The organism is Pseudomonas juntendi (assembly GCF_009932375.1).
Taxonomy (GTDB): Bacteria; Pseudomonadota; Gammaproteobacteria; order Pseudomonadales; family Pseudomonadaceae; genus Aquipseudomonas; species Aquipseudomonas juntendi.
Genome location: NZ_BLJG01000049.1, coordinates 31,078 through 44,642 on the forward strand (window position 1 = coordinate 31,078; position 13,565 = coordinate 44,642).

A 13,565-nucleotide genomic window follows, 5' to 3' on the forward strand; every position below is an offset into this window, starting at 1 on the left:
AGCAAAGACCACCACCTGGCAGATGCAAGAATGATACTTGAAAATATAAAGATCAAAAATTTTAGGACACTAGTAGCAGATACCACAATTGGATTTACAAATGGAATTACCATTGTAGGCCCAAATAGCAGCGGAAAAACAAACATATTAAAAGCTGTAGAAATGCTGTTTACTGGATTTGATAATAAAAACAATTACTCGCCAACACGAGATTTCCCCGCAAACGTGGATAACGGACAAAGCTCGCTGACAGCTACGTTCACGCTTGAGACAAAAGATGAGGTCGCCCAGGAATATTACCGACTGCTAAACTCCTGCTTAGACCAGCCAAAACAACTTACCGACAAGGTCACTGTTTACCTGACCTTTACTAAGGCAGGAAACCCATCTTATAGGCTTTTTGTCGGCGAAAAGTACAACGAAGACATGAAGGGGCAATTCAACTCATATCAGAAGACATTTTTAGAAATTCTATTTGCGGCCTTTGAATGCCACTACGTTTCATCAAGCAAAAACATTGATGACTTGTACAATGAATTACTTCTTCCATACATGAGACGTTCTGTATCATCTCGACTGAGCGACATTGTAACAGAGATCGATTACGGACTTAGCGAAATCTCTGGTGTTATCGACTCCCAGTTGAACTCCGTAGGGATGGGCAATATAAAAACCCACTTTTGCATCCCAAACAATTCAGTGGAAAATCTTCTGGGTGGATTTGAGTTCCATCTTTCAGACCCGGTTGTTACAGAGATTCATAGGAAAGGGATGGGGATCCAATCTGCCTCGATGCTGGCCTCTTTTGTTTGGATTGCGCAACAAGAAAAAAAACTGAGCAAGACTCCAATTTGGCTAATTGAAGAGCCTGAGTCATACCTACATCCAGAGTTAGCGGAAAGCTGCTTTCAGATATTACGAAACTTAAGCGAAATATCTCACGTAGTGGTAACTACACACAGTCTTGGGTTTGTACCCAAAGACCCCAAATGCGTAATAAGAACTGAGATCGAAGAAGGCACTACTAAAATCAGCGCTTGCACTACGTATGTAGAGGCCACGAAAGCGATCCGAGACTCTCTGGGTGTTAAATTTAGTGACTTCTGTAATTTAGGATTACTTAATATCTTCGTAGAGGGAAAATCTGATAGAGAGGTGTTCAAGTGGGCATTATCTAGAATCAGCATTAAAGCCACTGGCAAGCATGGTTGGGATAATGTCAGGCGAGCCGAGTTCTTAGATTTCGGAGGAGTAGGAGCCCTCGAGGGCTTTATCAAGGCATCTTGGGAATATATCCATAGAGAAAGACCTGCAGTCTGCGTACTAGATGGTGACGACGCAGGTGACAAGACCAGAAGAAATCTGCAAGGATTTTGCAGCCAAAAAAAATTACCATTTGAGCATAATAAGCACTTTATTATCCTACCAACAGGCTTCGCCTTGGAAGGGCTCTTCCCAAGGGAGTGGATAATCCAAGCCCACAAGGAACATAGTGGCTGGTTCAAGAGCTTTTCTTGCGACTTAGAAGACAACTTACTACCCTTTGAGTGCGCTAGCGACGATGCAAAAGAAAAACTGCGAAACCATTTGATTCAAAGAGCCGAAAGCACTACTGATGAGTCATGGATAGTTCGCTTTGAAAAACTTTTTAATGCATTAGATGAGGCTTTGGAAATTCAGGTAAGAAAAATTTATAGTACGCATACCAAAGTTCGAAGCGCTAAAAATCTGGCGGTACAGGACCCGGCAGGATAACAATTACTCCGAATGATAAGCTCATGTTCTAGCTAAGGCTCGATGCTAAATATGCGAGCACCATACGGTTGGTCGAGATGCTCGTAAACCACAAAAAATGTTCCACCTTCGTTGACAGTTACCAGCCAACCGTTACCAGTATCATTGAAGGTGGAACAGACTATTTATGCTGGGTTGAAAGCTGCCTGTCTTGGAAATCCGTCATCGACCTAGGCTGTGTGAAAACCCCAACTGAGTTTCCAGGATCGCATTGCTACGCGAAATCTGGAGGAGATTGACTGCTCAACTAACCCAGAAAGCGCGTAGAATCATGATTTTTAGAATGATCTAACTCATACCAACTGAGCGGATCGCGGCACTGTGTCACGATTGGCCTATTTGAGCATTACGCCCGTACTGGGTAAATGTGGTAGCGATTGATCCCAGTTTTTTCAATTATTATTCGGTTACCAGCAGACAGGGAATGGGACTGGAAAAAATCTCCCACCCAAGAGCGTTTCCTGAAAATTTTTTTGTCACCTGCAATGTCAGTGAGAATCGGCTCTGCAATGCCGCAGTGGATCTCAAGCTGAGCTCCAAGCTCACTTTCATTAGGGCCACCAATGGAATCAGCAGGAAATAAATCTATGATGCTGGATAGGTAGAGGTGATTATTATTTAGATTGCCTTGCGTGAGCTCAATGATTCGAAACAACATATACCCCCTTCTAAGCAACACTTCATTTTAGCAAAAATAATCGATTTGATAGCCTTAATTATTCTCACCTATATCAAATAATACTCTGCGCCTATTCGTAATTCCCTGCTTGGTCTCATTGTTTAGATCGGGCGCGATCAGTAGATGCGGGGATGAACGATAGGGCTAGTGGCATAGTACGACATCAGTTGCACTGTGCCAATTCTCTGCCTCTGCCCATTAAACGCCCTTAATGCACGGTGTATCTTGCCAGTCATCTGCCGATCACACGACGAGCAGCTATAGACCCAATATAGAATATGGTCGTCCACCGCAATTCACCCTTGGTGCCGTCCTGGATGCTTGCCGAGGTCATTGGCCTCACGGCATAGTCGTGGCAGATCAGCCAAGATTGCCTCGCGCAAGCGCATCCCGAGGCTTGCGCCAACAGAACAATTGCGGCGGTCCGTAGCTGATGTTGGTGGCAAAGCACGTCGACGATCTGCTGCACCTGCGCACGGTCTTGGCCCTGCGGCACCGAATGTCGCCCCCCCCGGTGCGCTGCATGCTCAGTGCCTTGCTCCGGCTTGGCAACTTTACTCGCTGATCTCCGCGAAGCGCCGCCATGGTCATGTTAACGCTGGATAGGCGGTTTTGCGCGGTGCTGATGGCGAGGGCACCGCTCCCAAACACGTCACGCAGATACGCCGCATAGTCGGCCAACACTTTTCGATCAATCTGCCGCGCATCATTGATGCCCGGCCCCTGTTCTGAGCGGCACCACTTCACGAATGCCAGCCAGCGATCACAGTGCGCCTTGACCGTGCCGTAATGGTCACCGCCAAACATGTCTTTCAGCGCCTGCGGCCCTGCATAGCTCAATTGCCTACCGTAGCCGAAATTACGGCCATCGCGTCTACCTACCAATGCCATGTCGTTCACCTCATCTACCTTTCTCCGATCCTCGCCCCACATCATCCCGCCAAGAATGCTGAGTGTTATCAGGGATCAAGGCCCCTGCGACCTGTGGGGAATGTCCACTACGCGGGACTGGCGGCTCCTTACGTCCGGGAGCAAGGGCATCTCATGATCTTGCCTCCTCAGCACCGTTACCGATGGGCGGGTGGAGGCTGCATTGGCTGACGAGACCAGCACCGCGAGATCCTGAGCCGGGTGAACGCAGCAGTGCGATGACCGGGGCATGCCTGACTGTCAGTCAGGTGCAGTCCATTCCTTGGTCTGCGGCACCATCATCTACATCGCTGTTGCAGATGACATCGGCGTTTGTCACGCCGATTGTCACGAGGGGGAATGCCGCAAAGCCACGTGCGATAAGGGCTGCAGGAGTGGTAGAAGTGCCCGTCTCTTTCCACAGAAAGAGACGGGCACAGGTTGGCGCAATAGTCGGCCAAGCGGATAGGTTGCTGCAGGACAGCGAGGTACGGTGTAGCTGGCGCACGAGCGCCATATGTGTAAGAGCATCCATCACCTGGGAGGTGACCGGGCGAGCTGCCGGATGCGAATCGCCCTTGGGGAGAACCGCCGCGGGAGCGGCGTGACCTTGAAGGTTCGGGCCACCTGGGATGCTGTCATCGACAGCCTTTGCACGGCCAGTTCTACGCCTGTGGATAAACCCGGTCAAGGGCAGAAATTCAGCGCTCTTGGGGACGTGAAAAGCAGTTATCCACCGGTGGAATTCCGTGGTAAATCCCGGACAACGCCGTGGCTTTTAGCTCTTCAAAGTGAGGTCCATCCAAACAGGGCGGCTTTGCAGCCCTGTTTGGATGGACCCGCGTGAAAGAGCAGCCAGCACCCATCTTTCAGGCTCACCCGCGATTGAATGCGCCATGCCTATTTGGCAAGTCGGTGACGTTGTCGCCTACCGGATGGGCAGACTCATGCGGGGTGACATGGCCCGATCTGTTGGCATTGATGTAGTTACTCCACCACGCCATGATCAACCGACGCTGCTCCAGAAATTGGGGCTTGTGGATGTACGCAGCGCGCACGCGGTTACGCTCCTGATGGCTCATCTGCCGCTCAATCGCCGCGTCCGTCCACAGCCCCGATTCGAGCAAGGCGCTACAGGCCATGGTCCTGAAACCATGCCCGCACACGTCCTTGGTGGTGTCGTAGCCCATATTGCCCAGCACCTGGTTAACCGTATTCTCCGACAAGGGTTTCCAGTACCTGTGGTCACCGGGCAACACCAGTTCAGAGAACCGATTCAAGCTGCGCAGCCGTTCAAGGATCTCGATGACTTGAGGCGACAGCGGCACTATCTGAATGTCCCCACTCATCTTGGTCCCGCGCGTGGAATAGCGGACGCCTTCAATCGGCTTGCGGGTATCGGGGATCTCCCACATTGCCCGCTGCAGATCGAATTCATCCCACCGTGCAAAGCGCAGTTCGCTGGAGCGCACGAACACATGCAGCGTCAGCAGCACTGCGAGCCGAGTCAGCTCGCGACCGGTGTAGTTGTCGATTCGGTCCAACAGCTCAGGAAGGCAGTTCAGCGAGAGTGCAGGACGGTGCACGGTGCGCGGCGCTTGAATCGAGCCGGTCAGATCGAGCGCTGGGTTTTGAGTGATCTGCCGCGCCCGCTTCGCACCCCGCATGATCGTGGATAGATAGTTCTGCACACGCAGCGCAACATCCATGGTGCCGCGACCCTTGATCCGCTGGGTGACCTCAAGCAGATCATGGGTGTCGAGTTCAGCAATAGGCCGCTGGCCAATCAGTGGAAACACATGGGTGCGTAACCTGCTCAGCTCCCGCCTAAACATTTCGAAATGCTACTCCAAGGCGACAGTTTCAAAGAGAAGACTCGCCCACTGAGCTGCAATCTTGGCCTTCTGCTTTTCTTCCATCGGATCGAGGTTGTCGAGCAACAGAGCCTTGGCCTCATCGCGCTTGGTTCTCGAGATGGCCAACGAAACGATGCGGCACTTTCCGATGATCAGCGTGCCTTCGTTGCCGCTGGGTTTGAAATACCGCAGCCGCCAAGTCTTACAGCCACCGGGCGTGACGTACAGGTATATGCCCCCGCCGTCGAACAGTTTGTAGGCGCGATCACTCGGTTTGGCCGTGCGGCATTTGAGGTCGCTGAGCGGAGTGGCTAGGCGTGGCATTGGGGTACGCTCTCCCATTCAGGAAAGACGCTGTACCCCAAAAAACACCCCCGGTTATTGGGGTTTTAGCTGGTTCGCGACGGTGGGTCTTGGAGACGACAAACCGGCCAGAAGGGTAATGCCTGTCAGTTGAGCGTTACTGGGGCTGCTTTGCAGCCCTTCGCGGGCATGCCCGCTCCCACACGTTTGGCGCTGAACTCAAGAAATGCGCGATCCCCTGTGGGAGCGGGCGTGCCCGCGAAGGGTCGTAAAGCGGCCCCAAATTATGTAACTGACTGGCATTAGCCATAAGGCCGGTTTAGAGGGCTTCCAAAGCATTCAGCGGAATGCAGTGGAGCTGGATGTGGTGCCGGAGACAGGAATCGAACCTGCGACCTTCGCGTTACGAGTGCGTTATGGAACCCAGCAAATCCGGGGCAAGCCCAGTAAATACGGGGCTTTAGCGTCTGGTTTTGTCTTTTGAAACACGTCCGTATAGTCTATTTTGCTGTCACCCTGCTGTCACGGACGCCCAGCCATGAAAACCAAGATTACCGCTAAGCTTCTTGCGGGCATCCAGCCGCAGAATAAGCCCTACCGCATCCACGACACCGCTCAGCCCGGCCTGTCGATCAGGGTACTACCTAGTGGCCACTCCAGCTACATGGTGAGCTGGGGCAGGAATCAAGCCGCCACGTTGGGCAGGGTCGGCATGATGACGCTCGATCAGGCCAGGACGGAAGCGGCCAGGTGGCTGGCAGAAGCGCATGAGCATGGTGCGCCACTGGTTGCCACCAAGAACAAGCGCAGGGCCGCCCACACCCTGGCAAGCTACTTGGCCGAGAGCTATTACCCCTGGCTGGAAACGCACCACAAGGCGCACCAGAAAACCCGGCACGCGATAGAGCACAGCTTTGCTGCCCTGATGACCAAGCCCCTCTCAGACCTCAATCAGCGCGATCTGGAGGCTATGCGGGTGAAGTGGCTGGCGGCAGGCTTGAAGGATGCAACAGCCAATAGGAAGCTCGCAGCTCTCAGGGGCGCCCTCTCCAAGGCCGTGGAATGGGGCGTGCTTGAAGATCATCCAATGACCAAGCTGAAGCCGTTGCGCCTCGATACTCGTGGCCGGGTTCGATTCCTATCAGGGGAAGAGGAACAGCGACTGCGCAAAGCCCTGGGCGACCGTGAGGAGCGCATACGTGCCGAGCGCGACACCGCTAACCGTTGGCGCCGAGACAGGAAGAAAGAAGAGCTGCCTAACTTGCGTGAATTCGCATTTGCCGATCACCTCAAGCCAATGGTAATTATCAGCCTGAACACCGGACTTCGTAGGGGCGAGTTGTTTAACTTGACTTGGGCAGACATTGATACTCTGCGCAAGAATCTGACGGTAGTTGGTGAAGGTGCCAAATCCGATCAGACTCGACATATCCCTTTAAACGCCGATGCCCTAGCAACTATCGAAGGCTGGAAAGAACAGTCATCAAGTTCTGACCTTGTCTTCCCAAGCCAAACTGGCGGGCGTATGGACAACGTCAAAAAGTCATGGGATGCCGTATTGAAGGCGGCAGGCATTAGCGCATTCCGCTGGCACGACCTTCGACACACCTTCGCCTCAAAACTGGCAATGAAGGGCGTGCCGCTCAATACGATCCGGGATCTGCTGGGGCATGCAGACCTCAAGATGACCCTGCGTTACGCCCACCTTGCGCCAGACTCTAAAGCGGCGGCGGTAGATCTTCTTCTTTAAACTTCGCAGTCTTAGGGTCAATCTTCATCAGAATTGTGCGCAAGCCATCGCTTAAGACTCGAAGTGCTTCGTTTTCACTTCTTAGACGCTCATTCTCCATGGCAATCTCTTCAAAGTAACCGCCTTGCTGAATGGCCTCAGCTTTTTTCTCCTCAAGTTCCTTGGGAGTTGGAAGTCCAACGTCCTCATAGCTAACCTGAACTATCCCGCCCGCCTCGCGAACCCGACGAATTAACTCGGGCCAATAGTTAGAGATAACCTCCAGCCGCGCGTTCTTCCATGGGCTTGCCTCTGCAACCACTCTAGGGGTGAAGCGCCAAAAAGGCGGCGAGAGGCGTAGAGACTCCCACAACAGACCCTCTTCAAACGTCAGGAGGCTCGGGTACTCAAATGCCAGCCGGACGACCCGTGTCGCTTCGTCTGGCGACCACAACCGCTCCTTGACGGCATCCATGACACTTTGTGGCTCGGGCATCTCCGGCTTGTGCTTCTCATTGAGCACCATGAAATCTACCGGCATCTTCACATCGGTTAGAGCCTGTTCAACCGACCATTCAACCACCCCGGTCACAGTCCGCTTCTGGATACGCGCTGCGATGTCAATTGCGTACTTGATGGCTGGATCAACGCGCAGCGAGACGCTAACGGTCGAGCTCTGATCCGCAGTTTTCTTTGGCCTGGCCATAGGCACACTCCTCCTAGATTTGCTGCAAATACTCTACGCGAACGCAAACGCTGTCAATTGTCTGGTTTCGTGCAGTTTTTGCTTGCACATATCTTTTTTGCGTTCTAGATTTATCCCACCCGCCGCATTTGCCTACGAAAGGAGAGCACAGTGAATCAATCCCACACCCTAATGCCTTTGTCAGTCGGCCCTGAAGAGGCCGGACAAATGACAGGCCACACCCGGAGTGCCATTTACACCGCGATAGCCCGCGGCGAATTGGCATCGTTCAAGTCCGGAAAACGCCGCCTGATCTTGGTGAGTGAGCTGCAGTCGTGGATCAACCGCCTGGCATCGGAGAACGCCCGATGACCGTTCGCATCATCGGCGGTGACCAGAAAATCCTGGGCACCCTTCAACTCCCGGCCAGCACCCGCCTGGTCGATCTGGAAACCCTGCGCCGACTGGGCGCGCATCGCATCGAGGTAATTGCAAATGCCTAAGAAACAGAACGCCTTGGACGCCCGCGCTAAGCGGATCGCAGAGAAGCACGGCTACCGGGCTGAGCGCTCTGAGTCGCACTACTCCAGCGACAACTACGGCGAGTTCATGCTCATTGAACAAGCCACCAACCGCATCGAGGCAGGTCACCGCTACGACATGGGTGCCGAGCAGATCATTGAGTTTTTCGAGGGGAGCGCAGCATGAACCTGCAGATTACGGAAACCGACGCCAAGCTGCTGATGGATGCTGGCACTTTCATGAACGTAGTTGCTGACCTGGTGAACGACAACGCCACCGAAGAAGACAGCGAAGGGAGCCCGTTCTTGAACGGCTATCGCCTGGCTGGGCTCATGAACGGCTTGAAGCTGGTCGCGCACAGCCTGTGCGAACGCAGTGAGAACCTGAGCGAGCTTGTCTGGAAGGAAGAAGAGAAGGCCCAAGCGGCGTTGCAGCGCCGCAAGGATCAAGACATGGCTCGGGAAAGCAATATCGGGGGCAAGTCTGGCACGCGCCGCGCAGCCTGACAACCCACTGCCCCATGCAGGGGGTCGATTTCAGATCGACCCCTTTGCGCCTTATTGTGAGTTCATGAATGGCTAGGAAGAAAAACTACAAGGTGGACTTCGGCGGTGGGCGTGCGCTGGCGCTTCCATACCGGCTGCTGATCCATCCCGCGTTCGACAACCTTTCGCCCAAGGCCATCGCCGTCTTGGTGAAGCTTGCCAGGAACTACAACGGCAAGAACAACGGCGACCTGGCCATTACCACGTCCATGCTTTCCACTGGGCGGTCCATGGATGCGAAGACGCTCAGGAGCGCTCTGGATGAGCTGTTAGAGGCCGGGCTGATCATCAAGACGCGAGAGCCTGGCCCGTATTCAGCCGACGGCAAAAGGCAGCCCACGCTGTATGCGATCACTTGGGCGAAGATCGACGAGTGCGTGGGTAAGAACCTTGAGGTTCCTGCTGGCCCACCTAGGTTCAAGTTCATCTGATTTCGATTTTTCCAGTGGGATTTTTTCCGCAAACCTATGGGATTTTTTCCCAGTAGCCGACCAGACATTAGTCCGGTTATGTCCGGGTGCGTCGGTCGTCAGGTGGACCTATGGGAATTTTTCCTACTGGTCCACAGGAAACATGCGGCCTCCAGCGATAGGGCTGATGGGAAAAAATCCCACTCTTATTTAATTACACCACCAAGGGGTCATTTAAATGGGACCACAAACCTACCGCCAAGGCCGGTGCCAGCATCGAGTTGCAGGACGATGCGCCCGAGTCAGCGGCCATACTTTCCTGGTCGTAGAGTTCCTTCCTTGGACGCAAATTGGCTTGTGCCGCTTGTGTGCCGTAGAGGTTCGCCCCGACCTGATCTACCAAGTCGAGCGAGACGGCAAGACGACCGTTCATCGGAAACTCTCAAGCCTCAATGTCCCTACAGATACACCCATACACAATAGGACAGAGCCTCAATCAAGCGAACGGTAAGCCACTGTTTTGACAGGGAAAACAGGCCTATGGTGGGTACTCGAAAACCCCATCCACAGGACTTTTCCCTGATGAAACTTCACGAACTGCGCGAGAAGCGCACCGCCGCCGTCGAGGGCATGAGAAAGCTGGTGGACACCGCTTCCGCTGCTGGCCGTGACCTGACCACCGACGAATCCACCCAGTTTGAAACCTTCAAGGCCGAGGAGCGCTCGCTGGCCGACCAGATCACCCGCCACGAACACCTGGCCGATCTGGAGAAGCGCACCGCCGCTCCCGCCGCCACCGACACCCCTGAGCACCTGGAGAAGCGCGTATCGGTCGTGCGTGTCCTGCGTGCGCAGATGGAGGGGCGTACTCTGGACGGCGCCGAGGCCGAGTATGCCAAAGAGGCCGAGCGCCGCACTGGTCGCAAGGCTGAGGGCGTATTCGTTCCGTTCGCCGCCCTGGAGCGCCGCGCCAACACCACCACGACCGCACCCGAGCTGGTGGGCACCGACCACCGGGCAGACCAATACATCGGGCCGCTGCGTGAGGCGCTGCTGGCGCGTTCGCTGGGCATCCGCACCCTGACCGGCCTGGTGGGCAATGTGAGCGTGCCGAAGTTCGGCAGCGGCCTAGAAACCGGATGGGTTACTGAGGGCCAGGCCGTGCCTGAGGGCCAAATGTCGTTCGACGGTGTGACCCTGACGCCGAAGCATGTTGGCGGCAAGACCGAAATGTCGCGCCAGCTCCTGCAGCAATCGTCGCCAGGCATCGAGCAACTGGTACGCGAAGACCTGTCGTTCCTGATCGCCCGCCAGATCGACCGCGCGATCATCAACGGCAGCGGCGCTGCTGGTGAACCGCTGGGCGTGCTGAAGACTGCCGGTATCCAGACCGCCACCATGCCCGCCACCTGGGCCGAGGTGCTGGCGCTGCTGGAGAAGCTGGATGACGTGAACATCACCAACGCCCGCTGGCTGACCACCGCCGCGATCCGCACCATTCTGGGCAGCACCGAGAAGGTGGCCGGGTCTGGCAGTGGCTTCCTGTACGACAACGGTTCGCTGGCTGGGCTGGCGCTGGCAGCGTCGAAGAACGTCCCGACCGGCAAGCTGATCCTGGGCGACTGGAGCCAGGTCATGTTGGGCGTCTGGTCCGAGGTGGACATTCTGGTGAACCCATACGCCGAACCGGCCTATAGCCGTGGCGGTGTGCAGGTCCGTGCGATGGCCACTGTCGACACCGCCGTGCGCCATCCCGAAGGTTTCGTAGTTGCTTCGGAGGCGTAACCATGGCTGCCCTGGCGATCGACTACACCCCTAAGACCAAGATCATCCTGTGCGGATTCCTGCGCCGCCTGTTTGGTAAAGAGCACCATTTTGTGCTGGACCGTGGCGATCCCAGGGAAGCGGTGAAGGCCATGGACGTCAATCATCCGGGATTCGCCAATGAGTTGGCCAAGGCGCAGAGCCGTGGGCTTCGCTTCGCGATCTTCAAGAACGGCCAGAACATCAAGGAGGAAGAACTTGGGTTTGGCGGTGCTCGCGAGCTTCGCTTTGTGCCTGTGATCGAGGGAAGCAAACGTGCCGGCCTGCTGCAGACCATTGTGGGCGTTGCTTTGCTCATCGCTGGGCCTTTCACGGGCGGCGCAACTTATGGTCCTGGGATCGCGTTGGTTGCTGGCGGTGTCATCCAGATGCTCAGCCCGCAGGCCAAGGGGCTGGCACAAAGCGGTGCGCCTGAAAACCTTCCGTCGTACGCCTTTGGCAGCGCCAAAAACACTACCGCCAGCGGCTTGCCGGTGCCGATCTGCATCGGCGAGCGGCGCTGGGGCGGCGCGATTATCTCCGCTTCGATCGTTGCAGAGGACAAGGCTTGATGGAACGCCGAGTAGCCGCAAGCCTGGAACGGAAAGGCCGGACGTTGTTCGGCTATGCCGCACGTTTCGGCCAGCCAGCGCCCATCGAGGGCTTTACCGAAATCATCCTTCCGGGGGCTTTCAAGCGCTCCCTTGCAGGCCCAGCCGCCGCCAGCATCCGCGCCGTTTACGAGCACGATGATGCAGCCCTATTGGGCCGTGTCGGAGCTGGCACCCTGCGCCTTACTGAGGATGACGTGGGCCTTGCGTTCGAACTGGACCTGCCCGACACCAGCTTGGGTCGTGACCTGTCCGAGCTGGTGAAGCGCGGCGACGTGGCCGGGTGCTCATTCGGCTTCGTGCCGGTGAAGGAGGACTGGCAAGGCGAGTTGCGCAGCCTGCAGGACGTGGACCTGCACGAAATCACCATCACGGCGAATCCGGCCTACCCGACCACCACCGTATCGGTGCGCAGCCGCAAGCCAATGCTGGCGCTGGCCAATGCCCGTCGATACCTTGAGTTCCTGGAGTGCATCCGGTGAAAAAGCTGTTCAGCCTGTTCACGCGCTCCAACAACACCCCGGCCTATGATCGGTACTTCGACCAGTTCAGCCAGGCCGGTAACTCGGCAGGGGTCAACATTACGGTACAGACCGCCGAGTCGATCAGTGCCGTATACGCGGCTGTCGCGGCCATCAGCGAGAGCGTGGGCAGCCTGCCGCTGGACGTGTACCGCCGCACCGATGACGGGCGTGACAAGGCCCGTACTCATCCCCTGTACGCGCTGCTGCACGACGCCCCGAACGAGTGGCAAACCGCCCTGGAATTCCGCGAGCAACTGCAACGCCACATCCTGCTGCGCGGCAATGCCTATGCTCGCATCCGCTGGAGTGGTGCCGGTCGTGTGCAGGCGCTGGAGCCGGTCAACCCGGACAGCGTTTCGATCCTGCGCAGTTCAGCCAGCGAGCGCCTGGTCTACGAGTACACCGACCGCCACGGCAAGCTGCAGCGACTGACCGCCGACGAGATGTTGCACATCCGCTATCACACCGAAGACGGTGTGCTCGGGCGCAGCCCTATTCAGGTGGCCAGGGACACCCTCGGGCTGGCGCTGGCCGAACGTACCCACGGCGCCAAGATGTTCGAGCAGGGCACCAAGCTGTCGGGCGTGATCGAGACAGCACCCGGCACCACCAAAGAGCAGGCCGCGCAGATTCGTGAGAGCTGGGCGGCTGGCCAGGCTGGCGTGAACAACCACGGCAAGACCCCAGTGCTGCCCCAGGGCGCGAAGTACAGCGCAGTATCCATGACCCTGGAGGATGCTGAGTGGATCGAGGCGCGGCGCCTGTCGGTCGAGGAAGTGGCCCGCCTGTTCCGTGTACCGCCTGTGCTGATCGGTGATCTGCGCGAGGCCAACTACTCTAACGCCGTGGAGCTGGGCCGGTACTTCGTCACTCACACCCTGCGCCGCCACCTGGTCGCATGGGAGCAGGCTATCAACCGCACCCTACTGGGCAGCGGCTTCTTCGCTGAGCACAACGTGGAAGGCCTGTTGCGTGGTGATAGTCTCAACCGTGCGCAGTTCTATCAGCGCGGCATCGAGGATCGATGGCTTTTGCCGTCCGAGGTACGTCGCATGGAAAACCTACCCACCGTCGAAGGTATTGATGATGAGCAAAAAACCAAGGCTCCAGACCCTAAAGCCCCGGGTACGGGTGCTGGGAACCCACCTGGAGGAAAGGCAGCGCCAGGCGAAGGAGAAGAAGAGTGAGCAGGGTG

The 13,565-nt window shown here is 56.2% G+C and carries 14 protein-coding genes and 2 pseudogenes; 11 read left to right on the forward strand and 5 right to left on the reverse strand.

Annotation, left to right across the window (positions count from 1 at the left end):
• Positions 1-30: 30 nt before the first annotated feature.
• Positions 31-1,755 carry an ATP-dependent nuclease gene (locus GYA94_RS07710; protein WP_161892050.1) on the forward strand — a complete coding sequence of 575 codons (1,725 nt, stop codon included), beginning with the start codon at positions 31-33 and terminating at the stop codon, positions 1,753-1,755.
• Positions 1,756-2,140: 385 nt separating this feature from the next.
• Here the strand turns inward: GYA94_RS07710 and GYA94_RS07715 are convergent, their stop codons facing one another.
• From GYA94_RS07715 to GYA94_RS07725, 3 genes and pseudogenes are all read right to left on the reverse strand, one after another.
• Entirely contained in the window at positions 2,141-2,452 is a 312-nt protein-coding gene (locus GYA94_RS07715; RefSeq protein WP_144187525.1) for a hypothetical protein, read from the reverse strand.
• A 319-nt stretch (positions 2,453-2,771) separates the two neighbouring features.
• Positions 2,772-3,364: pseudogene (locus GYA94_RS07720) on the reverse strand (site-specific integrase); the annotation flags it as partial.
• A gap of 893 nt (positions 3,365-4,257) precedes the next feature.
• Positions 4,258-5,562 (reverse strand): annotated as a pseudogene (locus GYA94_RS07725) (tyrosine-type recombinase/integrase).
• Positions 5,563-6,079: 517 nt separating this feature from the next.
• Between GYA94_RS07725 and GYA94_RS07730 the strand changes: the two are divergent.
• Positions 6,080-7,291 (forward strand): site-specific integrase, encoded by a 1,212-nt coding sequence (locus GYA94_RS07730; protein WP_161892051.1) that lies wholly within the window; start codon positions 6,080-6,082, stop codon positions 7,289-7,291.
• On the opposite strand, the gene GYA94_RS07735 is transcribed toward GYA94_RS07730, so the two are convergent.
• A complete protein-coding gene (locus tag GYA94_RS07735) occupies positions 7,260-7,976 on the reverse strand; it encodes a hypothetical protein (protein ID WP_161892052.1) in 717 nt (238 codons plus the stop codon). The two genes, GYA94_RS07730 and GYA94_RS07735, sit on opposite strands and share 32 nt — an antisense overlap.
• Positions 7,977-8,126: 150 nt before the next feature.
• On the opposite strand from GYA94_RS07735, the gene GYA94_RS07740 reads away from it, so the two are divergent.
• The 5 genes from GYA94_RS07740 to GYA94_RS07755 all read left to right on the forward strand — a co-directional run bounded on the left by GYA94_RS07740 (position 8,127) and on the right by GYA94_RS07755 (position 9,453).
• Positions 8,127-8,327 (forward strand): helix-turn-helix domain-containing protein, encoded by a 201-nt coding sequence (locus GYA94_RS07740; RefSeq protein WP_161892053.1) that lies wholly within the window; start codon positions 8,127-8,129, stop codon positions 8,325-8,327.
• Positions 8,324-8,458 carry a hypothetical protein gene (locus tag GYA94_RS28125; protein ID WP_255326905.1) on the forward strand — a complete coding sequence of 45 codons (135 nt, stop codon included), beginning with the start codon at positions 8,324-8,326 and terminating at the stop codon, positions 8,456-8,458. The genes GYA94_RS07740 and GYA94_RS28125 overlap by 4 nt, the downstream gene beginning before the upstream one ends.
• Positions 8,451-8,663, forward strand: coding sequence for a hypothetical protein (locus tag GYA94_RS07745; protein ID WP_161892054.1), 213 nt, complete (start codon positions 8,451-8,453; stop codon positions 8,661-8,663). The genes GYA94_RS28125 and GYA94_RS07745 overlap by 8 nt, the downstream gene beginning before the upstream one ends.
• Entirely contained in the window at positions 8,660-8,983 is a 324-nt protein-coding gene (locus tag GYA94_RS07750; protein WP_161892055.1) for a hypothetical protein, read from the forward strand. The genes GYA94_RS07745 and GYA94_RS07750 overlap by 4 nt, the downstream gene beginning before the upstream one ends.
• A 68-nt stretch (positions 8,984-9,051) precedes the next feature.
• The gene (locus GYA94_RS07755) at positions 9,052-9,453 is read left to right on the forward strand and encodes a helix-turn-helix domain-containing protein (RefSeq protein WP_161892056.1); all 402 of its coding nucleotides are present in this window, start codon (positions 9,052-9,054) and stop codon (positions 9,451-9,453) included.
• A gap of 193 nt (positions 9,454-9,646) precedes the next feature.
• Here the strand turns inward: GYA94_RS07755 and GYA94_RS07760 are convergent, their stop codons facing one another.
• Positions 9,647-9,865 (reverse strand): hypothetical protein, encoded by a 219-nt coding sequence (locus tag GYA94_RS07760; protein ID WP_161892057.1) that lies wholly within the window; start codon positions 9,863-9,865, stop codon positions 9,647-9,649.
• Between the two features lie 149 nt (positions 9,866-10,014).
• On the opposite strand from GYA94_RS07760, the gene GYA94_RS07765 reads away from it, so the two are divergent.
• Genes GYA94_RS07765 through GYA94_RS07780 form a run of 4 tightly spaced genes read left to right on the forward strand, consistent with a single transcriptional unit; the run spans position 10,015 to position 13,557 of the window.
• A complete protein-coding gene (locus tag GYA94_RS07765; RefSeq protein WP_161892058.1) occupies positions 10,015-11,217 on the forward strand; it encodes a phage major capsid protein in 1,203 nt (400 codons plus the stop codon).
• Positions 11,218-11,219: 2 nt separating this feature from the next.
• Positions 11,220-11,807: a tail assembly protein gene (locus tag GYA94_RS07770; protein WP_161892059.1), complete on the forward strand. Its 588-nt coding sequence runs from the start codon at positions 11,220-11,222 to the stop codon at positions 11,805-11,807.
• Positions 11,807-12,328: an HK97 family phage prohead protease gene (locus tag GYA94_RS07775; RefSeq protein WP_161892060.1), complete on the forward strand. Its 522-nt coding sequence runs from the start codon at positions 11,807-11,809 to the stop codon at positions 12,326-12,328. Before GYA94_RS07770 ends, GYA94_RS07775 begins: the two co-directional genes overlap by 1 nt.
• Positions 12,325-13,557: a phage portal protein gene (locus tag GYA94_RS07780; RefSeq protein WP_255326906.1), complete on the forward strand. Its 1,233-nt coding sequence runs from the start codon at positions 12,325-12,327 to the stop codon at positions 13,555-13,557. The genes GYA94_RS07775 and GYA94_RS07780 overlap by 4 nt, the downstream gene beginning before the upstream one ends.
• Positions 13,558-13,565: the final 8 nt, after the last annotated feature.

Bases quoted from the DNA above. Each gene is read 5' to 3' on its own strand.
- GYA94_RS07710 (WP_161892050.1), top strand. From the start codon at position 31: ATGATACTTGAAAATATAAAGATCAAAAATTTTAGGACACTAGTAGCA.
- GYA94_RS07755 (WP_161892056.1), top strand. From the start codon at position 9,052: ATGGCTAGGAAGAAAAACTACAAGGTGGACTTCGGCGGTGGGCGTGCG.
- GYA94_RS07750 (WP_161892055.1), top strand. From the start codon at position 8,660: ATGAACCTGCAGATTACGGAAACCGACGCCAAGCTGCTGATGGATGCT.
- GYA94_RS07765 (WP_161892058.1), top strand. From the start codon at position 10,015: ATGAAACTTCACGAACTGCGCGAGAAGCGCACCGCCGCCGTCGAGGGC.
- GYA94_RS07735 (WP_161892052.1), bottom strand. From the start codon at position 7,976: ATGGCCAGGCCAAAGAAAACTGCGGATCAGAGCTCGACCGTTAGCGTC.
- GYA94_RS28125 (WP_255326905.1), top strand. From the start codon at position 8,324: ATGACCGTTCGCATCATCGGCGGTGACCAGAAAATCCTGGGCACCCTT.
- GYA94_RS07745 (WP_161892054.1), top strand. From the start codon at position 8,451: ATGCCTAAGAAACAGAACGCCTTGGACGCCCGCGCTAAGCGGATCGCA.
- GYA94_RS07770 (WP_161892059.1), top strand. From the start codon at position 11,220: ATGGCTGCCCTGGCGATCGACTACACCCCTAAGACCAAGATCATCCTG.
- GYA94_RS07775 (WP_161892060.1), top strand. From the start codon at position 11,807: ATGGAACGCCGAGTAGCCGCAAGCCTGGAACGGAAAGGCCGGACGTTG.
- GYA94_RS07715 (WP_144187525.1), bottom strand. From the start codon at position 2,452: ATGTTGTTTCGAATCATTGAGCTCACGCAAGGCAATCTAAATAATAAT.
- GYA94_RS07760 (WP_161892057.1), bottom strand. From the start codon at position 9,865: ATGAACGGTCGTCTTGCCGTCTCGCTCGACTTGGTAGATCAGGTCGGG.
- GYA94_RS07730 (WP_161892051.1), top strand. From the start codon at position 6,080: ATGAAAACCAAGATTACCGCTAAGCTTCTTGCGGGCATCCAGCCGCAG.